20 protein-coding genes and 2 tRNA genes are annotated in these 22,988 nt (G+C 51.0%); 15 read left to right on the forward strand and 7 right to left on the reverse strand.

Features of this window, described 5'->3' with window-relative positions:
* Window positions 1–3 precede the first annotated feature (3 nt).
* Window positions 4–948 carry an ROK family glucokinase gene (locus tag DWX32_RS11840; RefSeq protein ID WP_117509663.1) on the forward strand — a complete coding sequence of 315 codons (945 nt, stop codon included), beginning with the start codon at window positions 4–6 and terminating at the stop codon, window positions 946–948.
* Window positions 949–1,039: 91 nt separating this feature from the next.
* Here DWX32_RS11840 and DWX32_RS11845 read toward each other — a convergent pair whose 3' ends face one another.
* Window positions 1,040–3,637: a transglycosylase domain-containing protein gene (locus tag DWX32_RS11845; protein WP_118660176.1), complete on the reverse strand. Its 2,598-nt coding sequence runs from the start codon at window positions 3,635–3,637 to the stop codon at window positions 1,040–1,042.
* Window positions 3,638–3,842: 205 nt separating this feature from the next.
* Between DWX32_RS11845 and DWX32_RS11850 the strand changes: the two genes are divergently transcribed.
* Window positions 3,843–4,538: a YigZ family protein gene (locus tag DWX32_RS11850; RefSeq protein WP_117509661.1), complete on the forward strand. Its 696-nt coding sequence runs from the start codon at window positions 3,843–3,845 to the stop codon at window positions 4,536–4,538.
* A 13-nt stretch (window positions 4,539–4,551) separates the two neighbouring features.
* Complete coding sequence (locus DWX32_RS11855) at window positions 4,552–5,580, forward strand: S66 family peptidase (protein WP_117509660.1); 1,029 nt, start codon at window positions 4,552–4,554, stop codon at window positions 5,578–5,580.
* 72 nt (window positions 5,581–5,652) lie between these two features.
* On the opposite strand, the gene DWX32_RS11860 is transcribed toward DWX32_RS11855, so the two are convergent.
* From DWX32_RS11860 to DWX32_RS11880, 5 genes are all read right to left on the reverse strand, one after another.
* Window positions 5,653–6,336, reverse strand: coding sequence for a Crp/Fnr family transcriptional regulator (locus tag DWX32_RS11860; protein WP_117509659.1), 684 nt, complete (start codon window positions 6,334–6,336; stop codon window positions 5,653–5,655).
* Between the two features lie 152 nt (window positions 6,337–6,488).
* Window positions 6,489–6,806: a thioredoxin gene (trxA, locus tag DWX32_RS11865; RefSeq protein ID WP_117509658.1), complete on the reverse strand. Its 318-nt coding sequence runs from the start codon at window positions 6,804–6,806 to the stop codon at window positions 6,489–6,491.
* Window positions 6,807–6,927: 121 nt separating this feature from the next.
* Entirely contained in the window at window positions 6,928–7,776 is an 849-nt protein-coding gene (gene nudC / locus DWX32_RS11870) for an NAD(+) diphosphatase (protein ID WP_118660178.1), read from the reverse strand.
* A gap of 81 nt (window positions 7,777–7,857) precedes the next feature.
* Window positions 7,858–7,929, reverse strand: a tRNA-Gly gene (locus DWX32_RS11875).
* A 20-nt stretch (window positions 7,930–7,949) separates the two neighbouring features.
* Window positions 7,950–8,020: transfer RNA gene (locus DWX32_RS11880), tRNA-Gly, on the reverse strand.
* A gap of 266 nt (window positions 8,021–8,286) precedes the next feature.
* Here DWX32_RS11880 and DWX32_RS11885 point away from each other — a divergent pair.
* From DWX32_RS11885 to DWX32_RS11930, 10 genes are all read left to right on the forward strand, one after another.
* Window positions 8,287–8,553 carry a 4Fe-4S dicluster domain-containing protein gene (locus DWX32_RS11885; RefSeq protein WP_118660180.1) on the forward strand — a complete coding sequence of 89 codons (267 nt, stop codon included), beginning with the start codon at window positions 8,287–8,289 and terminating at the stop codon, window positions 8,551–8,553.
* Window positions 8,554–8,725: 172 nt separating this feature from the next.
* Window positions 8,726–9,181, forward strand: a complete 456-nt coding sequence (locus DWX32_RS11890; RefSeq protein ID WP_022463135.1) for an Lrp/AsnC family transcriptional regulator — start codon at window positions 8,726–8,728, stop codon at window positions 9,179–9,181.
* A 111-nt stretch (window positions 9,182–9,292) separates the two neighbouring features.
* Entirely contained in the window at window positions 9,293–10,417 is a 1,125-nt protein-coding gene (gene alr / locus DWX32_RS11895; protein ID WP_022463136.1) for an alanine racemase, read from the forward strand.
* A 206-nt stretch (window positions 10,418–10,623) separates the two neighbouring features.
* A complete protein-coding gene (locus DWX32_RS11900) occupies window positions 10,624–11,478 on the forward strand; it encodes an amino acid ABC transporter substrate-binding protein (protein WP_118660182.1) in 855 nt (284 codons plus the stop codon).
* A 6-nt stretch (window positions 11,479–11,484) separates the two neighbouring features.
* Window positions 11,485–12,132, forward strand: coding sequence for an amino acid ABC transporter permease (locus DWX32_RS11905; protein ID WP_055226988.1), 648 nt, complete (start codon window positions 11,485–11,487; stop codon window positions 12,130–12,132).
* A gap of 24 nt (window positions 12,133–12,156) precedes the next feature.
* Complete coding sequence (locus DWX32_RS11910) at window positions 12,157–12,915, forward strand: amino acid ABC transporter ATP-binding protein (RefSeq protein WP_055226986.1); 759 nt, start codon at window positions 12,157–12,159, stop codon at window positions 12,913–12,915.
* A gap of 167 nt (window positions 12,916–13,082) precedes the next feature.
* Entirely contained in the window at window positions 13,083–14,519 is a 1,437-nt protein-coding gene (gene purB / locus DWX32_RS11915) for an adenylosuccinate lyase (RefSeq protein ID WP_118660184.1), read from the forward strand.
* Between the two features lie 140 nt (window positions 14,520–14,659).
* Window positions 14,660–15,940, forward strand: a complete 1,281-nt coding sequence (locus tag DWX32_RS11920) for an adenylosuccinate synthase (RefSeq protein WP_118660186.1) — start codon at window positions 14,660–14,662, stop codon at window positions 15,938–15,940.
* A 26-nt stretch (window positions 15,941–15,966) separates the two neighbouring features.
* Entirely contained in the window at window positions 15,967–16,659 is a 693-nt protein-coding gene (locus DWX32_RS11925; RefSeq protein ID WP_118660188.1) for a hypothetical protein, read from the forward strand.
* Window positions 16,660–16,686: 27 nt separating this feature from the next.
* A complete protein-coding gene (locus DWX32_RS11930) occupies window positions 16,687–18,084 on the forward strand; it encodes a glycine--tRNA ligase (RefSeq protein WP_055265793.1) in 1,398 nt (465 codons plus the stop codon).
* Window positions 18,085–18,160: 76 nt separating this feature from the next.
* Here the strand turns inward: DWX32_RS11930 and arcC are convergent, their stop codons facing one another.
* A complete protein-coding gene (arcC, locus tag DWX32_RS11935) occupies window positions 18,161–19,090 on the reverse strand; it encodes a carbamate kinase (protein WP_022463144.1) in 930 nt (309 codons plus the stop codon).
* Window positions 19,091–19,287: 197 nt separating this feature from the next.
* Here arcC and DWX32_RS11940 point away from each other — a divergent pair, with 197 nt between their 5' ends.
* Window positions 19,288–20,763, forward strand: a complete 1,476-nt coding sequence (locus DWX32_RS11940) for a UDP-N-acetylmuramoyl-L-alanyl-D-glutamate--2,6-diaminopimelate ligase (RefSeq protein WP_118660190.1) — start codon at window positions 19,288–19,290, stop codon at window positions 20,761–20,763.
* Complete coding sequence (gene priA / locus DWX32_RS11945) at window positions 20,760–22,988, forward strand: replication restart helicase PriA (RefSeq protein ID WP_118660192.1); 2,229 nt, start codon at window positions 20,760–20,762, stop codon at window positions 22,986–22,988. Before DWX32_RS11940 ends, priA begins: the two co-directional genes overlap by 4 nt.

The raw sequence follows: 22,988 nt of genomic DNA on the forward strand, positions 1-22,988 counted from the left end.
AAAATGGCAAACTATGTATTTGGAATTGATGTTGGGGGTACTTCAGTAAAATGCGGACTGTTCCAGACAGACGGAACTCTGTTGGAAAAATGGGAAATCCCGACCCGCACCGAAAACGGCGGAAGCGAAATTCTGCCGGATATCGCAAAAAGCGTAAAAGCAAAAATGGCTGAGAAGGGTATCGCGGCAGATGATGTTGCCGGTGTCGGCATTGACGTACCTGGCCCGGTTAATGACAAAGGTGAGCTTTCCATCGCAGTCAACCTGAACTGGGGATATAAAAATATCGTAAAAGAGCTTTCCGACGAACTCGGCGGAATGGCAGTAAAAGCAGCAAACGACGCAAACGCAGCAGCTCTCGGTGAGATGTGGGCAGGCGGCGGAAAGGGAAGCAAGAACCTGGTTATGGTTACCCTTGGAACCGGTGTCGGCGGCGGAATCATCGTGGACGGCAAGATCGTAGCAGGTGCTCACGGCGCAGGCGGCGAGGTTGGTCATGCATGTGTTGAGCCGGAAGAAGAAGCGGTCTGCAACTGCGGAAACCACGGATGCCTCGAGCAGATGACATCTGCAACCGGTATCGTTCGTCTGGCAAAGAAATATCTGGCATCCCATGATACTCCGTCTTCTTTAAGAGAAAGAGGAGAGTCCATCAGTGCAAAAGCTGTCTTTGATGCATTAAAAGAAGGCGATGCAGCAGCAGAAGCAATCGTTCAGGAGTTCTCCGAGTACCTCGGAAGAGCACTTGCAGTATTTGCATGCGTTGTTGACCCGGAAGTTATCGTAGTCGGCGGCGGTGTATCCAAAGCAGGCCAGATCCTGATCGACGGCGTAGCTAAATACTACCGTGAAGCAGCATTCATCGCATGCAAAGATACCCCGATCGTACTCGCTTCCCTTGGAAACGATGCTGGTATCTACGGCGCAGCAAAAATGCTGATTGACTAATTGATTCAGATGGAAAAAGAAGTATAGAAAAACCGGTCCTGCTGGCATATGCCAGAGGGCCGGTTTTTTGTGCATAGACTGACTGAAAAAGTTATTCGGAAGAGCCGCTCTCTTCGGACTGCGGCTGTACTTCCGATATCTCCGCCGGGGTATCCGGTTCTGACGGTGCATCAGGGGTCTCCGGTGTGTCAGGAGTCTCCGGTGTGTCAGGAGTCTCCGGTGTATTAGAAGGCGGATCGGCAGGTGTTTCGGGCGGAGCCGGAGTTTCCTGCGGTGCCTCCGTCGGTGTCGGGGTTGCCTGCGGAGTTGATGCTGCAGAAGGGGTTCTGGTCGGCGTCGGTGTTGAGGCCGGCGCGGTGTAGTGGCCCCTGCAACGCTCGGTCGGCAGATCGGATACCGCAAAGTATTCGGTGATGGACGGGCAGCTTGAGCGGGCGAGCAGGCCGGTCTTCGTACAGATCGTTGCCTCCTGTACTGTTGCGGAAGTTTCGAAATCCATATCGGCAAGGCCTTCGTGGATTTCATTCATGACCTTTGCCCAGAGACGTTTGTGGAATTCACGGTCGCTCTCCGGAAACTCCGCGTGTGTATCATACGTTGCCCAGATGGCAGCGGTATAATATGGTGTAAAGCCTGCAAAAACAAGATCCTTGGCCTCATTCGTCGTACCGGTTTTTCCGGCTGCGTGCATATTGTCGAGGCGGGCGGCAACACCGGTACCTTTTTCCAGAACATCCTCCATGACATTGGTGAGGAGGGAGGCAGTGCTTGCCTTGAAGACCTGCGTTGCCTTGTTTTCTGTGTTGTCAATTAAAACATTTCCCTTGCTGTCGGTAACCTTTGTGTAGAACACCGGCTTGCGGTACTGGCCGCCGTCTGCGATTGCCGCGTAGGCTGCCGTCAGTTCGAGATCACTGACACCGTAGGTGATACCGCCGAGAGCCAGCGGCTGGATCACATCGTATTCCTCGGAGAGTTTGGAAAAACCAAGCTTCTTCAGATAATCAAAGCCGACCTTCGGCGTAAGCTCGGTCAGTACCTTGACGGCCGGGATATTGATGGAATTGATGATCGCCTGGCGGACGGTAACATCACCATGGTAGGTAAGATCCGAGTTCTGCAGCGGTGTGCCGTCACTGTAGTTGAACGGCTCATCCTTAATTACCGTAGCGAGTGTAATCTTTCCAAGGTCGAGCGCCGGTCCGTACGCGGAAAGAATCTTGAACGTGGAACCCGGCTGGGAATAATTATCGGTTGCGCGGTTGAAGGTAAGACTTGCTGTTTTTTCGCCGCGTCCGCCGACGATGGCTTTCACGTAACCGGTGCGCTGATCCATAACGGTCATGCACGCCTGCGGCTGCGGGGTGAAGCTGCTGCGCTCGGCAACAATCGTATCGCCTTCCTGCATGATAGCGGCTTTGTACTGGTCGATATAGCTCTGTGCCTCCTCCTGGGAGTCAAAGAGCAGATCGAAACTCGGATCGCTGTTGCGGAAGTAGAGCTGCAGCATCTCTTTGCTGTAGTTCTGTACCTCGCCGTCTGCCTGCTCTACGGTGAGCGCCCAGTCGAGACCGATCTGCGTGTTCGCCGGGAAGTTCTCCGGATTCTGGAATTCCGTATCGAGAATCGACTGCATGTAGGAATCCTGTGTGGTATAGATTTTGAGGCCGCCGCTGTAGACAACGTTCTTTGCCTGCACTTCGGTGTAGCCTTTCTGTACCATCAGATCGTTGATCAGGTTGGTGATGACTTCATCGATAAAGTAGGAGTACGGCGCGCTCTCCGCCTGGGACTGCGTGTGCATGGCGATGCGGTCGTAAACATTGTCGTTCATGGCAATGGTGTATTCTTCTTCGGTGATGTAGCCCTGCTCTTTCATGTTGTTCAGGATCTTGTCGCGGCGCTGCTGGTTTTTCTCCGGGTGGTTTTTCGGATTATATGCCGTCGGCGCCTTTGGAATTGCGGCAAGAACGGCGCATTCAGAGAGCGTCAGATCTTTTGCATCCTTTCCGAAATACGTCTGCGCTGCCGTCTGGACACCGTAGCAGCCGGAACCTAAGTTGATCGTATTCAGATAATTTTCCAGAATAACGTCTTTGGCGTTTTCACCCTCTGCGGTCAGTGTTTTTTCCAGCTTCAGCGCCAGGTACTGTTCCTGGATCTTCCGCTTGAAGCTCTGCATCCGCGTCTCTTCCATCCAGTCAGTGAAAACATTGTTTTTTAAGAGCTGCTGTGTGATCGTGCTGGCGCCCTCGGTAAAATGAAAGCCGTGGCTGACGCCGACAACGAAAGCACGGATGATACCGCTCGGATCGATGCCGTTGTGCTCATAAAAACGGGCATCCTCAACCGCGACGATCGCGTGCTGCATATCGAGCGGAATCTCCTCAATCGAAATCGAGACACGGTTTCCCTGAGCCCCGGTCAGCTTCTGTACCTGGTTGCCGTCAGCATCGTAGATAAACGACGCGTTGCCGAGCGGCATGATATTTGCCTCCGAGATATCAGGGGCACTGTCAATCACGCCGCGGACAGCGCCGATCACAAGCCCGGCACCGCAGACGAGAACGACAAGAAGAAGACAGAATGCGATGCGCAGCGCCGTCACGCCGGCCGTCTTTTCAATCTTTCCGTAATGGGACCGCAGATCTTCACGTTTGTCTTCCAGATGACTTTTTCCAAAGTGCATATAGAAAATCCTCCTTATGTCATGTTCCTGCAAAACTGATTTAGTTCAGTAATCAATGGTGTTCCTGCCCTGCAAAAAGCAGGGTATACTTATTTTTATTATACCAAATAAAGGGCTGGAATAAAAGTATTTCTGAAAAGAATGCTGATTTTTCAGAAATGATATGGTAAGATAGGTACATATTTGGATGAAGGAGTAAGGACATATGATCGATCAGTTTCGGACGGTTTACCGGGGTGGAACCGGGGAAATCGTGGAGAAGAAATCACGTTTTATTGCGACGGTGCGTCTGGTGGAATCTGAGGAGGAGGCACTTTCCTGCCTGGAAGCTCTGCGGAAAAAATACTGGGATGCGCGGCATAACTGTTTTGTGTATATTATTGGAGAAAATCAGGAGACGGTGCGCTGCAGCGACGACGGGGAGCCTTCCGGCACGGCAGGGCGGCCGATGCTCGATGTGGTACAGGGAGCAGGCCTCCGCAATGTGCTTGTTGTGGTGACGCGGTATTTCGGCGGTACGCTGCTGGGAACGGGCGGCCTGGTGCGCGCGTACTCGCAGGCGGTGCAGGAGGGGCTGGCAAACAGTGCTCTGATTGACGAGATCTGCGGCGTGCGGCTGTTGATTGAGACGGATTACAACGGCATCGGTAAAATCCAGTATCTGCTCGGCCAGCGGGGGATTCCGATTCTGGAATCCGAGTACACCGATCAGGTGAAAATCCGCGTTCTCGTTCCGAAAACGGAGGTGGACCGTCTCTGCGCGGAGATTACCGAGGGGACGAACGGAAAGGCAAAACTGGAAAAAGAAGAGGAGCTGTACTTTGCGCAGAACGACGGAGAGCTGATCTTCGGGGATGCGCTGACGCAGTATAAGAATCTGGAGGCAGAAGAATTAGGATAAAGGAGGATGCGACATGAGGTTTCCGGAAAATCTGAAAAAGGGCGGAACGATCGGCTTTGTGGCACCATCGTTTGGATGCACAACAGAGCCATACAAGTCCGCGTTTGCAAATGCACAGAAAAAATGGAAAGAGATGGGATATCAGCTGGATCTTGGGCCAAACTGCTATGCAGAGCACGGCATCGGAATCAGCGCGGCACCGGAGGAGTGCGGAAAAGAGCTGACGGAATATTATGTCAGTGAGAAGAATGACTGTCTGATTTCCTGCGGCGGCGGAGAGCTGATGTGCGAGGATCTCGATTACGTGGATTTTGAAAAGATCAGAAAGGCACCGGCGAAATGGTATCTCGGCTATTCTGACAATACGCATTTTACGTATCTTCTGCCGACCATCTGCGATACGGCGGCTGTTTACGGTCCGTGTGCGAGTGATTTCGGCATGGAGCCGTGGCATAAATCCGTAGCGGATGCGTTTGGCGTACTGACGGGAGAAGTGCGTACCGTCCGCGGCTATGAGGGATGGGAAAGAGACGATGCGAAGGGCAGAAGCGAGGAAAATCCGTATCTGCCGTACCAGATTACAGAACCGCGCGTTCTGCGCCGCTTCCCGGATGCGGACAGTGCATTTGAGGGACGACTCATCGGCGGCTGTCTCGACTGTCTCGTCAATATTCTTGGAACGAAGTACGACGGAACGGTTGATTTTGTGGAAAAATATAAAGAGGACGGTTTTGTCTGGTTTCTGGAAGCGTGCGATCTGAACGTCTTTGCGATCCGCCGCGCAATCTGGCAGATGGAGCACGCCGGCTGGTTCCAATATGTGAAAGGCTTTCTGATTGGCCGCCCGCTGCAGTTCGGACAGAAATTCGGGGAACTCGACCAGTACCGCGCCGTGACGGATCTGCTTGGAAAATACAACGTGCCGATCGTGATGGATCTCGACATCGGACACCTTCATCCGGCGATGCCGCTGATCGTCGGAAGTTATGCGAAGGTGGCCGTGGAAGGAAATGAGATTGAAATTAAGATGGAGTGCCGTTAGAACGCTTTTGAAAAATATTTTCTCGAGCGGCAGGGCAGAGCCTGTGGGAAAATGTTTGCGCACGTAGAAGAACTATCGGCGCATCCGGCAGATGCCGCGGAGCTTTTTGACATCGAGAATCGTGACCGTGCCGCGGGAGAGTGCGACGATGCCGTCTTTCTCGAACGACTTTAAGGTGCGGGAAACGACCTCTCTGGCACTGCCGAGGTTCCGCGCGATCTGTTCGTGCGTGGTGGAGAGCACCGGGGAACCGGTGCGGATGCGTTCATCCTCGAGATATCCGGCAAGGCGCTGGTCAAGCCGCGTAAAGAGAAGCTGGCCCATCGCCCACATGACTTCGGAAAAATGCTCCGTTGTTTCCCGGTAAATGTAGTTTTCAACGTAAATATTCTGATTCAACAGTCTGCGGAACGTGCTGGCCGGAGTGATGAGAACTTTCGTCTCCTCCTCGGCCTCAATCAGAATATCAAAGCTGATTTCCTGCATCGCACAGGAGGCAGACAGCGTGCAGACTTCGCCGGGACCGGTGGTAAACAGGGTAATTTCCCGCTGCTCGCCGGACTGGATAAAGATGCGGAGCTTGCCGGAGAGGACAAGCAGAACGCCGAGACAGTCATCGTCACAGCTGTAGAGAAAATCGCCGCGCTGATACGTCGTCAGGACGGAAGAGAGCACGAGTGTCTGCTGTTCATCGGCGGTAAGCTTTGAATAAAATGGATAATGCTCCTGAAAACAGGATTCCAGAAAAGATGACATAAATAAAACTCCTTTCGGAAGAAGAACGTTCTTTTGTAAACTACGGCAGCAGCCGTTTCTTCCATGATAGAAAAGAACAGAAAGAAATGCAAGAAAAAACGTATCGGTTTTTGTGCCGATACGTTTTTTCTGCATTTCCAATATTACGCTGTTTATTTTACAGAGTTAATCAGTTCTTCCAGCTCCTCATAGGAAACGGCGCCGACGTTTTTCTTTACGAGCTCGCCGTTTTTGAAGAAAGCGAGGGTCGGAACGCTCATGACTTTAAAGGATCTTGCCAGCTCCGGTGCTTCGTCAACGTCTACTTTGTAGAACTGGATCTCCGGCATATCCTCAGCTGCCTCTTCGATGACCGGGGCGAGCATTTTGCACGGTCCGCACCAGGTAGCAAAGAAATCAACAACGGCAACGCCAGGTGCTGCCTGCAGAGCTTTTTCAAAGTTTTCGGATGTAACATGAATTAATGACATAATAGAAGTCCTCCTTTTTATTGTACGGGTAATTCCCGGTAAGTGTTTTCCTGTTATGTCTGTAGAATACCACAGCGGAACGGGAATTTCTGTGACTAAGTCACAAAGTGATTTCTTAGTTTTATTTCGGTTCTTTCCCCAGGCGGAAGCATTCGATCATCTCGCCGGTCAGGCTGATGAGGTTCGGGGTCTCCGGGAGGGAAGCACGGTCAAACCATTCGGCAACGGAGAGTTCCTCGCGGTCGAGGGTAATGGACGGATCGCCGTCCACATCGCAGTAAAATCCGGCGAGCAGCGAGCCGCTGAAGGACCACGGCTGACTCTTATAGTATCTCAGATTTTTGACCTTTAATCCGACTTCTTCCATGACTTCACGGTGCACCGTCTGTTCCAGCGTCTCACCGACCTCGGTATAGCCGGCCACGAGGGCGTACTGGCGGTGGCTGCTGTGGGAAGGTGCGTACTTCGTGAGCAGCAGGCGGTCACCGTCGGTGATGGCAACGATGACGCTCGGGCAGATGACCGGATAGGAGAGCGCGCCGCAGGAAGGGCACTGCATCGCGCGTTCATTTCCAGGCGCATGCATCTTCGTTCCGCAGCGGCCGCAGTAGGTGTGGTCGGTGTACCAGGTGTGGATCTGGTAACCGGTGATACCGGCAAACCCGAGCCATCCCGGAACGGCGCTGCGAAGAATTAGTGTATTTTCGTATTTCCAGATGCCAAATTCCGGAAGCTGCGGACTGCGCAGTTCATAATAGTCCGTCTCATCAATGCGGAACAGAAATTTTGCCTTTTCTTTAATCTCCGGAAAAACAGCTGCAATTTCCGCAATGGAAGGGTAGCAGATCTCGGGATCTTCGAAATTGCACAGAATTGTATGATGACCGTAAATTAAAACAAGATCCGTATCGTTCGGAACAGAAGGCTGGTAATCTACATAATATTTATGCGGAGCAATGTCCTGAATCATAAGAATTCCTTTCTTTGGTAAAAAAGTTTTTGGAAAAACAAAAAACCGAAATTCCTGTGAAGAAATTTCGGTAATAAAAAGAGCGCGAGACGGGATTCGAACCCGCGACCCCAACCTTGGCAAGGTTGTACTCCACCCCTGAGCCACTCGCGCATATACATCCTTTTGGATGAAGCGGGTGATGGGAATCGAACCCACGTATCCAGCTTGGAAGGCTGGTGTTCTACCATTGAACTACACCCGCAGATGATTGGCACTGATTTTTTTCTCTGTCTTGTTGACTGCCGTGCCTCACTGACAAAACGTATTCTACAGGAAAGCCGGAGAAAAGTCAACCCCTTTTTTAAAAAAAATTAAAAAAAATTTTAAAATACTGAAAAAGGTGAAAATTCAGGGCAAATGGCGCAAGTGAACGTCCGGTGAATAGCACGTAAATATCAGTCTTGTTCCGGGAAGGAAAGTGTACTATAATAAAAAAACGGAAAACAAAGAAAAAGGGGGAACTTCCCTATGCAGGAGAATGGAGCAGAACATCTGGTCGCCTGTACCGGCTGCCAGGGCTGCATGCCGTGTATGGTAAAAATCAACATCCCATTGCTGTTCGAACTCTACAACCGGACGGAGAGCGAAGGCATCGAGGCCGTCCGCGCAGAATACGAAAGCCAGGAAAAACGCGCCGACGACTGCATCAACTGTTACCGCTGTGAAAAACAGTGTCCGCAGCACCTCGGGATCGGCATTCTGATGCAGGATATTGCAGAAACCTTCGAAGAATAGAAAAACCGGCATCTGTGCAATTTAAAGAGGAATTCTAATCTTTCTATAAAATGTTTTGGGAAAAACTGGACTTATCTGAAAAATTTGATATAATAGAAAGGTAGTGACAGGGAAATTTTATGCTAAAATCTGGAAAGAAGAGCCCTGTCAATTCTTATGGGAGGAAAAATACATGGATGCCATTGATTATAAGATTCTGAAGATATTGCAGAAAAATGCCCGCGAGACGGCTTCCAATATCAGCAAAGAGATTCATTTATCGGTTTCTGCAGTCATCGAGAGAATCCGTAAAATGGAAGAAACCGGAGTGATTAAAGAATACACCATTATTGTAGACGAAAAGAAAACGGGAAATGAGATGACCGCGCTGATGGAAGTCAGCCTGGAGCATCCGAAGTTCTTTGACAGTTTTGCAGATGCGATCCAGAAACTGGAGTACATCGTATCCTGCTATTATCAGACTGGAGATTTTGATTTGATTATCCGCATTTCCTGTCACTCATCCGACGAACTCGAAGAAATCCACCGCCAGGTGATGAGCCTTCCGGGCGTCGATGCGACAAGAACGCATGTAGTGCTGAAAAATGTAAAAAATATCTATTCCGCCATCCGCAGACCGGACAAATAAAAACCGGCACAGCCGGAATCTGATACGAGAGCGTGTCTGAAAATAATCCGAAAGAGTTTTCAGGCACGTTTTGGCGTCTCAGAAAAAGTACGGAAAGAAAGAAGGAAAAAAGTGAACAGATACTTACGCTGTTATGCAGAGATTTCACTCGAAGCGATCGGGCATAACATCAGAGAAGTGAAAAAAAGACTACCGGAGGGCGTGAAACTCCTTGGCGTTGTAAAAGCGAACGCCTACGGCCACGGTGCCGTTCCAGTAGCATCCTATCTGGAAAACCAGGTTGATTATTTTGCAACCGCAACCATCGAGGAGGCTGTCGAGCTCAGAGAAAACGGCATTTCCGCGCCGATCCTGATTCTCGGCTACGTGTCCCCGTCCCAGTACGGCGACCTTGTGGAATACGACATCACTCAGACGATCGACAGCTACGCACAGGCACTTGCCCTCGAAAAAGAGGCAGCACGCCAGAACCGGAAAGCAAAAGCACACCTTGCGGTCGATACCGGCATGACGCGGATCGGCTTCCAGGTGACGGAGCACGATGCGGATGAGGCGGCAAAAATCGCGGATCTTCCGCACATCGAGCTGGAAGGTATGTTTACGCATTTCTCCTGCGCCGATCAGGAAGACAAGACGTACTGTTCGATGCAGATGGAAAAATATGATAAGATGACGGCACTTTTAGCAGAGCGCGGCGTGACGATTCCGCTTCGCCATATCTGCAACTCCGCCGGAATCATGGAATTTGACGATCACCGCTTTGAGATGGTGCGTTCCGGTATCATCACCTACGGCATTTACCCATCCGAGGAGGTAAAAAAAGAGCGCCTCGATCTGATCCCGGCGCTTTCATGGAAGAGCCATGTCATCCATGTGAAGGAAGTCGGCCCGGGCATCGGCGTCAGCTACGGTGCCACGTATGTGACCGAGAAACCGATGACACGGATCGCAACTGTTTCAGCCGGCTATGCAGACGGCTATCCGAGAGCTCTCTCGAACCAGGGCTGTGTGCTGATCCACGGGAAAAAAGCACCGATCATCGGAAGAATCTGTATGGATCAGATGATGGTGGACGTGACCGACATCCCGGATGTGCAGGTGGAGGACGTTGTAACGCTTGTCGGAACCGACGGGGATGAGACCATCACGATCGAAGAGATCGCCAACCCGGCGGCACGTTTCGATTACGAGATGCTCTGCGATATCAGCAGCCGTGTAACAAGGGTTTATAAATAGTTATCCAAAATAGAAAAATCAAAGTCTCCGAAGACGGAAAAAAGCAGAATCTGCTGACCGTTTCGGAGACTTTTTTGTGTTGGAACAGGTTTTCTGGATTATTTAACCGGTGCGGGTTGACAGGCGGTGCCGGAGTATGGTAGGATACCAATTAGTTTAGCGTAGTACAGTGATAACATGATCACGTAGAAAAGGAGAAGATTATTATGAAAAAGAAAATGGTTAGCATTTTGACAGCAGCCTTTTGTGTATCTGCCCTGCTGGCTGGCTGCGGCTTTGCAGACACAGCAAAAACATCTGCCTCATCAGCAGGAGCAGCATCCTCTTCCGCAGACGGAACGACAACCTTTACCGTGGGCTTCGATGCAGAATACCCGCCGTACGGCTACATGGACGATGAGACCGGCGATTACACCGGATTTGACCTGGAGCTCGCCGAGGCAGTCTGCGAGATTTACGGCTGGAAGCTGGTAAAAACCCCGATCAACTGGGATGCGAAAGATACCGAGCTGAATTCTGGTGCGATTGACTGCATCTGGAACGGCTTTACCATGAACGGCAGAGAGGACGATTACACCTGGTCCGATCCGTACGTGGACAACAGCCAGGTGATGGTCGTATCTGAGAATTCCGGCATCAACAGCCTGTCCGATCTGGCAGGAAAGACGGTTGGTGTGCAGGCAGCATCCGCAGCACTCGATCTTTTACAGAGTGAGGAAGAAGGCGGTCAGAAAGAACTCGCCGATACTTTCGCCGCTCTGCAGCAGTTCCCGGATTACAACAATGCGTTTGTAGAGCTTCAGGCAGGTTCCATCGATGCGGTTGCCATGGATATCGGCGTTGCCAAATATCAGCTGGAAAGCCGCGGAGAAGGATACAAAATCCTCGACGAGTACCTGAACTCTGAGAAATATGCGATCGGATTCAAAAAAGGAAATACCGAGCTCTGCGATAAAGTAAACGAAGGCCTGCAGCAGGCTCTGGCCGACGGAACATTCGACAAGCTCGCAGAAAAATACGGAATCGCAGACATGGTGTGTCTGGAGAAAAAAGGAGAGTAAAGCAGCATGAAGTTGTCCATAATTCTATCACAGCTTAGTACCGGAATGGCGGGAACGATCTCGATATTTGTCCTGACGCTCGTATTTTCCCTGCCGCTCGGTCTGCTGATCGCCTTCGGGCGTATGTCGAAAAACCGGATTGTGAGCGGAATTTTCCGGCTCTATATCTCCCTGATGCGCGGCACGCCTCTGATGCTGCAGCTCATGGTGGTTTACTTCGGACCGTTCTATCTGTTCGGTATGAACATCGGAAAATGGCGCTTTCCGGCGATTATCACCGGATTTGCCTTAAACTACGGCGCCTATTTTGCAGAAATCTACCGCTCCGGCATCGTTTCGATGGATCGTGGACAGTACGAGGCAGCAAAGCTTCTTGGTTATTCGAAGGGACAGACGTTTGTCCGCATTATTCTGCCGCAGGTTGTGAAACGGATTCTGCCGGCGATCACCAATGAGGTGATTACGCTGGTCAAGGATACGTCGCTGGCCTTTTCCATTTCCTATGTGGAAATGTTCACGATCGCAAAACAGATCGCGGCGGCCAAGACCACGATGGTTCCGTTCGTCGCCGCCGGTATTTTCTACTACATCTTCAACTTTGTCGTGGCGTGGGTGATGGAACTTTTGGAAAAGAAATTTTCTTATTATCATTAACTAAAGAAGAGAGCGGAAAACGATATGATTTATCTGGAAATGAACCATGTAAGAAAGAGCTTTGGGGATCTCGAAGTGTTAAAAGATATTTCCCTCAAAGTAGAAGAGGGCGAGGTGCTCTCGATCATCGGCCCGTCGGGATCGGGAAAATCGACGTTGCTGCGGTGTGCAGCGATGCTGGAGACGATGGATGGCGGTGACCTGACGTATCTTGGCGAGCAGGCAGTCACCATGCAAAATGGAAAATCCGTTTATGCAAAGCCGGCCGTGCTGCGGAAAATTCAGGAAAACTTTGGAATGGTATTCCAGAGCTTCCACCTGTTTCCACATTATGATGTGATGAAAAACCTCTGCGATGCGCCGATTCATGTGCAGAAACGGAACCGTGCGGAGGTGGAAGCACAGGCAGAAGAGCTGCTGCAGAAAATGGGGCTCACAGGAAAAGAAAAGGCGTATCCGTGTCAGCTTTCCGGCGGTCAGTGTCAGAGGGTTGCGATTGCGCGTGCGTTGATGCTGAACCCGAAGGTGCTCTTTTTTGATGAGCCGACTTCGGCGCTCGACCCGGAGCTGACAGGCGAGGTGCTGAAGGTCATCAAATCCCTTGCGGAGATGAATATGACCATGGTGATCGTTACCCACGAGATGAATTTTGCCCGGGAGATTTCCAACCGCGTCATCTTTATGGACCAGGGCGTGATCGCCGTGGAAGGAACGCCGGACGAAGTCTTCGATTCCGAAAATGCCAGAATGCAGGGCTTTTTGGGAAAATTTCGTGAGAAGTAACGACGTTGCACTTGCCTAAAAAAACAACATGCGTTATACTAGAGCGTGGTTGAAACGTATTTCAAACACGCTCTTTATACGTCCCGTTCTGTTTTTGGGGATGAAAAAGAGCGGGGATAAAAGAGAAACCGAATACACATTTTGACAAGAAAAGGAGAATCGTGTCTATGAGCGGAACTGACAGATATGTAAGCCCTCTTTCCGAACGTTATGCAAGCAAGGAGATGCAGTACATCTTCTCCCCGGATATGAAATTCCGTACCTGGAGAAAGTTATGGATTGCGCTGGCTGAGACAGAAAAAGAACTGGGACTTTCTATTACAGATGAGCAGATCGAAGAACTGAAAGCAAATGCCGAGAACATCAACTACGATGTGGCAAAAGAAAGAGAGAAAGTCTGCCGTCATGACGTAATGTCCCATGTGTATGCCTACGGCGTACAGTGTCCGAAAGCAAAAGGAATCATCCATCTGGGGGCAACCAGCTGCTACGTAGGCGACAATACCGATATCATTGTCATGAACGAAGCCTTAAAGCTGGTGAAGAAAAAACTGGTGAACGTTATCGCTGAGCTGGCAAAATTTGCGGATACCTACAAAGACCAGCCGACCCTTGCCTTCACCCACTTCCAGCCGGCACAGCCGACCACCGTCGGAAAACGTGCAACCCTGTGGATGCAGGAGTTCTTAATGGACCTTGAAGATCTCGAGTACGTACAGAGCACCTTAAAGCTGCTCGGCTCCAAAGGAACAACAGGCACACAGGCAAGCTTTTTAGAGCTGTTCGACGGAGATCAGGAGACCATCGACAAGATCGATCCGATGATCGCTGAGAAAATGGGCTTCAAGAACTGCTATCCTGTTTCCGGACAGACGTATTCCAGAAAAGTCGATACGAGAGTATTAAACGTTCTGGCAGGCATTGCGGCAAGCGCAACAAAATTCTCCAACGACATCCGTCTTCTGCAGCACTTAAAAGAAGTTGAGGAGCCGTTCGAGAAAGGACAGATCGGATCTTCCGCCATGGCATACAAGAGAAATCCGATGAGAAGCGAGCGTATCGCCTCCCTGTCCCGTTATGTGATCACCGATGCATTAAATCCGGCCATCACCTCTTCTGTACAGTGGTTTGAGAGAACCCTCGATGACTCTGCAAACAAGAGACTTTCCATTCCGGAAGGCTTCCTTGCCATCGACGGTATCCTGGATCTGTGCCTGAACGTCGTAGACGGACTTGTGGTTTATCCAAAGGTTATCTTAAAACACATGATGGCAGAGCTTCCGTTTATGGCAACCGAGAATATCATGATGGATGCGGTGAAAGCAGGCGGCGACCGTCAGGAGCTGCATGAGAGAATCCGCGAGCTGTCCATGATCGCCGGAAAACATGTCAAAGAGGAAGGCCGCGATAATGATCTTCTGGATCTGATCGCAGCGGATGAGATGTTCCATCTGACCAAAGAAGAGCTGGAAAAGACGATGGATCCGTCCAAATACACAGGCCGCGCATCCGTACAGGTTGACGCATTCCTGAAGAACGTAGTTAATCCGGTGCTTGAGGCAAACAAAGAGGCACTTGGCATGACTGCAGAAATCAACGTCTGATGCGTTTGATAAACAGAAATAATAAAAAAACAGATTTTATAAGTAATCATAAGTTTTACTTATGAGAAAAACATGGTATACTAAGCGTGTACGGTCGGGAAAACCGGTCGCAAGTATACGTTGAATTAGGAGGATGTCACATGATTAAGGCAGTAGTAGGAGCAAACTGGGGAGACGAGGGAAAAGGTAAGATTACCGATATGCTCGCAAAAGAGGCAGACATTATTGTCCGTTTCCAGGGTGGTGCGAATGCAGGCCATACCATTGTAAACAACTATGGAAAGTTTGCACTTCATACCCTTCCATCCGGCGTATTTTACAGCCACACAACAAGCGTAATCGGAAACGGTGTTGCACTCAACATTCCGGTTCTGATCAAAGAGTTAAATGAGATCGTTTCGAAGGGAGTGCCGGCACCGAAGATCAAAATTTCCGACCGTGCACAGATGGTAATGCCGTACCACATCCTGTTCGATCAGTATGAGGAAGAGCGTCTGGGCGGAAAATCCTTTGGTTCCACCAAATCCGGTATCGCTCCGTTCTACTCAGATAAATATGCAAAAATCGGTTTTCAGGTAAACGAGCTGTTCGACGATGAGCACCTGAAAGAGAAACTGAAATCCGTATGCGAGACCAAGAACATTCTGCTCAAGCATCTGTATCACAAACCGCAGTTAAATCCGGATGAGATCTATGCAGAGCTGATGGAATACAAAAAAATGGTTGAGCCATACGTATGCGATACTTCCGCATTCCTGTGGAACGCGATTCAGGAAGGCAAGGAGATCCTGCTTGAGGGTCAGCTTGGTTCCTTAAAAGACCCGGATCACGGAATTTACCCGATGGTAACTTCTTCCTCCACCTTGGCAGGATACGGTGCAGTAGGAGCAGGTGTTCCGCCATATGAAATCAAGAAAATCGTAACCGTATGCAAAGCTTACTCCAGCGCAGTAGGAGCAGGTGCTTTCGTTTCCGAGATCTTCGGCGATGAGGCAGATGAGCTCAGAAGACGCGGCGGAGACGGCGGAGAGTTCGGTGCAACCACAGGCCGCCCGAGACGTATGGGATGGTTCGACTGTGTTGCTTCCCGTTACGGCTGCAGAATGCAGGGTACCACCGACGTAGCATTTACCGTACTTGACGTTCTCGGATATCTGGACGAGATTCCGGTTTGCGTAGCATACGAAGTAGACGGAAAAGAAATCCACGATTTCCCGAACACCAGCATTCTTGAGAAAGCAAAACCGGTTCTGAAAACCCTTCCGGGATGGAAATGCGATATCCGCGGCATCAAGAAATACGAGGATCTGCCGGAGAACTGCAGAAACTACATCGAGTTTGTAGAGAAAGAAATCGGATTCCCGATCACCATGATCTCCAACGGACCGGGAAGAGACGATATCATTTACCGCAATAAATAATTCAGGCGGTTTTTTAGAGGATTTTTATGAAAAAAGCAGGACAGCTTCTCGCAGTTCTGACAGCGGCTTCCGTGCTGCTGTCGGGCTGTGAGAAGTTAAAAGATGTGACAACGACATCTGTCTATGTGAGCAAAAATGGTGTTGTGACAGAAGCTATTGTGGAAGATTACAGCAAAGACGATGATTACACGGAAGACGAACTGAAGGTCTTTGTGGAGGATGACATCAAAAAATTCACAGAGGAGCGCGGCGATGCGGATTCCGTGAAGCTGGAAAAATGCCAGATCAAAGAGGACAAGGTGGAGATCCGGATGGAATACGGAGATTACCAGTCCTACGCGGATTATCACGGAGCAGAATTTTTCGCAGGCACGCTGGATGAGGCAGAAGAAGCGGGATATGATTTTTCCGCTTCCTTTGTCGATTCTAAAGGCAATGAGGTTTCAGTCGAAGATGCGGTCAAAGGCGTTAAGCATGTACGCGTGATTGTCTGCGAGGAGCCGCTGGAAATCGTAACGGAAGATCCGGTGCTCTGCGTTTCCGGTACAGCCGTGATCAAAGGAAAAAACACGGTGGATACGGCCGGCGAGTGGACCACAAAGTCCACAGAGAGTGCTTCTGCGTCATCATCAGAGCAGGCTAAGACAGAAGAAACAGAGCAGGAATATGAGCAGGACGTTCTTCTTGCCAGTCCTGTTATTGTTGTTTATGGTAAGTAAACAAATAAAATAGAGGAGTAACTAACTATGGAAAAGACAATGGACAAAATTGTGGCAGTAGCAAAATCCAGAGGTTTTGTATATCCGGGTTCCGAAATCTACGGCGGCCTGGCAAATACCTGGGATTACGGCCCGCTCGGCGTTGAGCTGAAAAACAACGTGAAAAAAGCATGGTGGCAGAAATTCGTCATGGAGAGCCCGCACAACGTAGGTGTTGACTGCGCGATCCTGATGAACCCGCAGACATGGGTAGCTTCCGGTCATCTCGGCGGATTTTCCGATCCTCTGATGGACTGTAAAGAGTGCCACGAGCGTTTCCGTGCAGACAAACTGATCGAAGATTTCTGTGAGGAAAAAGGCATTGAAATCGAAGGCGGCAGCGTAGACGCATGGTCCCAGGAAGAGATGAAGAACTTCATCGAGGAGCATCAGATTCCGTGTCCGTCCTGCGGAAAACATAACTTTACCGATATCCGTCAGTTCAACCTGATGTTCAAAACCTTCCAGGGTGTTACAGAGGATGCGAAGAACACCGTATATCTTCGTCCGGAGACTGCACAGGGTATCTTCGTAAACTTCAAAAACGTACAGCGTACTTCCAGAAAGAAAATTCCGTTCGGAATCGGTCAGATCGGCAAATCTTTCCGTAACGAGATTACACCGGGTAACTTCACCTTCCGTACCCGTGAGTTCGAGCAGATGGAGCTGGAGTTCTTCTGCGAGCCTGGCACCGACCTTGACTGGTTCCAGTACTGGAGAGGCTTCTGCATCAACTGGCTGAAGAGCCTCGGCATGAAAGACGAAGAGATGCGTGCAAGAGACCATTCTCCGGAAGAGCTGTGCTTCTACAGCAAGGGAACAACCGATATCGAGTTCCTGTTCCCGTTCGGATGGGGCGAGCTGTGGGGAATCGCAGACCGTACCGATTACGACCTGACCCAGCATCAGAATGTATCCGGACAGGATATGACCTATTTCGATCCAGAGAAGAACGAGAAATACATCCCGTATGTTATCGAGCCGTCTCTTGGTGCTGACCGTGTCGTTCTGGCATTCCTGTGCAGCGCTTATGACGAGGAAGTTCTCGACGCAGAGAAGAATGATGTTCGTACCGTGATGCATTTCCATCCGGCACTGGCACCGGTAAAAATCGGTGTGCTTCCGCTTTCCAAGAAGCTGAATGAGGGCGCTGAGAAAGTCTTTGCAGAGCTGTCCAAGAAATACAACTGCGAGTTTGATGACCGTGGAAATATCGGAAAACGGTATCGCCGTCAGGATGAGATCGGTACTCCGTACTGCATCACCTACGACTTCGATTCCGAGACCGATGGTGCTGTTACCGTCCGTGACCGTGACACCATGGAGCAGGAGAGAATTAAAATTGAGGATCTCGATGCTTACTTTGCAGATAAATTTACTTTCTAATCTGGCTTTTTAGTCCGGAAAAAGAGTAGAAAAAAAGGATTCCCACTCGAGGGAATCCTTTTTTGTATACTTTGTATTACTCAATAATCGTACCTGTTTTTCCCTGGAATCCGGCGAGTGCGGAATCAATGGAAGTGATGACTGCGGTACGGCCGATGCCTTTCTCGAGGAAAGAAACAGCTGCTTCCATCTTCGGCAGCATGGAGTTTTCTCCGAACTGGCCTTCTGCGATGTATTTCTTCGCGTCAGCAACGGTGATGTGCTCCAGCGGTTTTTCGTCCGGGGTACCGTAGTTGATGGAAACGTTTTCCACGCTGGTCAGGATCATCAGCATGTCTGCGTTCAGCATTTCTGCCATCAGGCCGCTGGTGAGGTCTTTTTCGATGACTGCGGATGCACCCTTTAACTCTTCATTCTGTGGGAGAACCGGGATTCCGCCGCCGCCTGCTGCGATGACAACCTGTCCGGCATCGAGAAGAAGACGGATGGAGTCGATCTCTACGATATCCTGCGGCTTCGGAGCAGCAACGATTCGGCGGTAGCCGTCCTCGGTTTTTGTTACGTAGTTTCCTTTTTCTTCCTCTGCGTCAGCCTCCTCTTTGGTAAGCGTACGGCCGATCAGTTTGACCGGATTGTTGAAGGCATCGTCGTACGGATCTACTTCAACCTGTGTAAGAATCGTGGATGTGGTTTTGAAGATTCCTCTGCGGAGAAGCTCAGCACGGATGGCGTTCTGCAGGTCGTAGCCGATGTAGCCTTCGCTCATAGCGGAGCAGACAGACATCGGGGCTGCGCTGTAGTCGGTGTGCATTTTGCCGAATTCATTCATCGCCATGTGGATCATGCCGACCTGCGGCGCATTGCTGTGGGTGATGACAACATCAGCACCGGCAGCAACGAGATCTGCGATTACTTTTGCGGAACGTTTTACGGCTGCTTTCTGTTCCGGCAGCGTCGTTCCAAGAGCTTTGTGTCCCAGTGCAACAACTATTTTTTTTCTTTTCATTGGAAGATACCTCTCTTTGCAGTTCATAGATTTTGATACGAAAAAACCAGGCATCAATATAGAACTATTATAAAGTTTATGGGAGCAAAAATCAAGAAGAAACCGACATTGCGCACATTGAAATGTTTTTCGGACTATGGTATTCTATAAAAGTATCTGAGTCGTAGGGATTTGAAACGTGAAAGGGAGGTCCCGGCATGAAAAACATGCGCACGTTACAAAAGCGGATCGCATATCAGCTCCAGCAGGGCAGTCTGGATGCGGAAGTTACAGGAATCACATACGACAGCAGAAAAGTACAGCCGCAGAACGTGTTTGTCTGCATCCGCGGAAACAGGATGGACGGGCACGTATATGCAGAAGAAGCAGTCGAGAGGGGCGCTGCTGTCCTGGTTGCGGAGCGGGAACTGGAAGGGATTCCGGAAAAGGTAACCGTACTCGTAGTAAAGGACAGCAGAGAAGCACTCGCACAGCTTTCCTGTGCCTGGGAGGACGATCCGGCGCAGCACCTTGTGACAATCGGAGTGACCGGCACGAAGGGAAAGACGACGACTGCATATATGATTTACGAAATCCTGCGAAAAGCAGGGATCCGCGCAGGACTCATCGGAACGATCGAGACGAGGATCGGGGAAAAAAGCATTCTGTCAGAAAATACAACGCCGGAGCCTGTTGTGCTGCAGAAGCTGTTTTCTGAAATGATGCGGGAGGGCTGCACCCATGTTGTGATGGAGGTTTCCTCGCAGGCGGAAAAACAGCACCGGTGTGATGGATTTACGTTTGATTACGGTGTGTTCACCAACATTGGAAACGACCACATCGGCGCCGGGGAGCATGCATCGTTTGCAGAATATCTGTCCTGCAAAAAGAAGCTGCTTCGCACCTGCAGAACCGGAATTGTAAACCGGGATGACAAAAGGTTTCCGGAGATCATAAGGCAGAGCACCTGCCGTCTGGTGACATTCGGATGCAGGGAAAAAGCTGATTTTATGGCAGCAGATGCAGCACTCGATCAGGCGCCCGGCGTGCTCGGTGTCTCATACCGGGTGCAGGGCGCAGCGGATTTTCCGGTACGGGTAGATCTGCCGGGTCTGTTTTCCGTTTCCAACTCGCTTGCCGCCATTGCGGTCTGCGCGCAGATGGGAATCCCGGAAAAGGCGATGCAGGAGGCACTTTCCGCAGTCCGCGTCCGTGGGCGGTGTGAGGCAGTTCCGGTGTATCCGGAAATGACGCTTCTCATTGACTACGCACACAATGCGATGAGCCTTGAAAGCCTGTTAAAGACACTGCGGAAATACCATCCGAAGCGCCTGATCTGTCTCTTCGGCTGCGGCGGAAACCGCGCGCGGGACCGGAGATTCCAGATGGGAGAGGTGTCGGGGCGTCTGGCGGATCTGACCGTCATCACCTCGGACAATCCGCGGGATGAGGAACCACAGGCGATTCTGGACGATATCCGGACGGGAATCGGGAAAACAGAAGGCGCTTTCGTTGAGATTGCAGACCGTAAGGAGGCGATCCGGTATGTGATCGAAAACCGGCAGCCGGGCGATCTCGTGGTGCTCGCGGGAAAAGGCCACGAAACGTATCAGATCCGGAAGGGGAAACGGTACGAGATGGATGAGCGCGTGCTGATCCGGGAAATACTGGAAGAAAGTAAGGGGAATGTATGAGCAGCGTTTACGCTGATGTAATCGTAGACATCACAAATGAAAAACTGGACCGGACCTTTCAGTACAAGGTTCCGCCGGAACTGACAGGGGAGATCAGTCCGGGAACGGCGGTACAGATTCCGTTTGGAAACGGAAACCGCACGATCACCGGCTATGTGCTTTCCGTCGGAAACGAGCCGAAATATCCGCAGGACCGGATGAAGGCCATCCTCGCGGTACAAAAGGATGCGGCGACCGTAGAGACGAAGCTCATCGCGCTCGCCGCGTGGATGCGTCATACGTACGGATCGACGATGATCCAGGCGTTAAAGACGGTGCTTCCAGTCAAAGTAAAGGCGCGCGGGAAAGAAACCCGCGAAATTGCGCTTCTTGCAGATCCTGCGAGATGTGAGGAGCTGCTGGAAAACTACAGAAAGAAAAATTATAAAGCGAGAATCCGTCTCTTAAACGCGCTGCTGGCCCAGCCGGTTCTTCCAGGGCCGGTTGTGAGCAAGAAACTGAAAATCACGGCAGATACGCTGCACGTGATGGAAGAGCAGGGCGTGTTGGAAATCCGCCGTACGAGCACCTGGAGAAATCCGGTATCTGATGCGGCAGGAAGAACAACTGCGGGAAAACCAAACGAACAGCAGCAGGCCGTGGTGGACGGCATTCGAAAGGAATGGGAAGGACAGAACCGCCCCTGCCTGATCCGCGGTGTGACGGGAAGCGGCAAAACGCTCGTCTATATGGAGCTGATGGAGCGAGTGCTGAAGGAAGGAAAACAGGTGATCGTGCTGATCCCGGAGATTGCGCTGACGTATCAGAACGTGGAGCGGTTCTGCGCACGGTTTGGAACAAGGGTCACGGTGGTCAACTCGCGGATGACACCGTCCGAGCGCGCCGACCAGATGGAGCGCGCGCGGCGCGGGGAGGTCAGTATTATGATCGGTCCGCGTTCCGCACTCTTTGCACCGTTTCCGGATCTGGGGCTGATCGTAATCGATGAGGAGCATGAAACCTCCTATAAAAGTGAAGTGACGCCGCGCTACCATGCAAGGGAGACCGCCGTGCGCCGCGCCGGGCTGGAGCATGCCCATGTGGTGATGGGTTCGGCAACGCCGTCGGTGGATGCTTCTTACGCCTGCGAGACGGGAGCGTACGCGCTGTTCCGGATGGATGCGCGGTACGGAAATGCAGCACTTCCGTCCGTATGGATCGCGGATATGCGGGAAGAATTACAGATGGGAAACCGTTCGATTCTGTCCGGAAAACTGCGGGAAGAGATCGAAAAACGGCTTGAAAAAAAGGAACAGGTTGTACTGTTTCTGAACCGCAGAGGCTATGCGGGCTTCGTCTCGTGCCGTGCATGCGGCCATGTGATGAAATGCCCGCACTGCGATGTATCACTGACAGCACACAATAACGGAAAGCTCGTCTGCCATTACTGCGGTTATGAAACACCGCAGGTACATGCGTGCCCGTCGTGCGGTTCCCCGTATATCGGCGGCTTCCGCGCCGGTACGCAGCAGATTGAGCAGAACGTGAAAAAGCTGTTTCCAAAGGCACGCGTTCTTAGGATGGACGGCGACACGACAAAAACGAAAAACAGTTATGAAGAAATCCTGTCCTCATTTGCGGCGGGGGAGGCCGATATCCTGATTGGAACCCAGATGATCGTAAAAGGCCACGATTTCCCGAATGTCACGCTGGTGGGAGCGCTGGCGGCGGATCTCTCCCTGAATGCAGTCGATTACCGTGCCGGGGAGCGTACGTTCCAGCTGCTGACGCAGGCAGTCGGCCGCGCCGGAAGAGGCGAAAAGCCGGGAATGGCAGTCATTCAGACGTACCATCCCGAACATTACAGCATTCAGACGGCGGCAGAGCAGGATTACGGGGCATTTTACGAGAAAGAAATGGACTACCGCCGTCTGATGGGATATCCACCGGCGGCGGAGCTTCTGGCGATCCACGGAGCCGGGGAGGATGAAGCGCATCTGACGCAGGCGATGGAATACATTCGCAGATATCTCATCCGCATCCGGGGAAACCGCGAAGTCCAGATCATCGGCCCGGCAAGTGAGGCAGTGTCGAAAATCAATGACCTGTACCGCATGGCCGTGTATGTACGCGCGCCGCAGGAAGAGGTGCTGGCAGAGCTGCGGGAAAAACTGGAGCGGTATATCGAGATTAACAAAGGCTTCCGTACCGTTTATTTACAGTTTGACTTCAGCAGAAAGTATTAG

The organism is Blautia sp. AF19-13LB (assembly GCF_003479105.1).
Classification (GTDB): Bacteria; Bacillota; Clostridia; order Lachnospirales; family Lachnospiraceae; genus Fusicatenibacter; species Fusicatenibacter saccharivorans.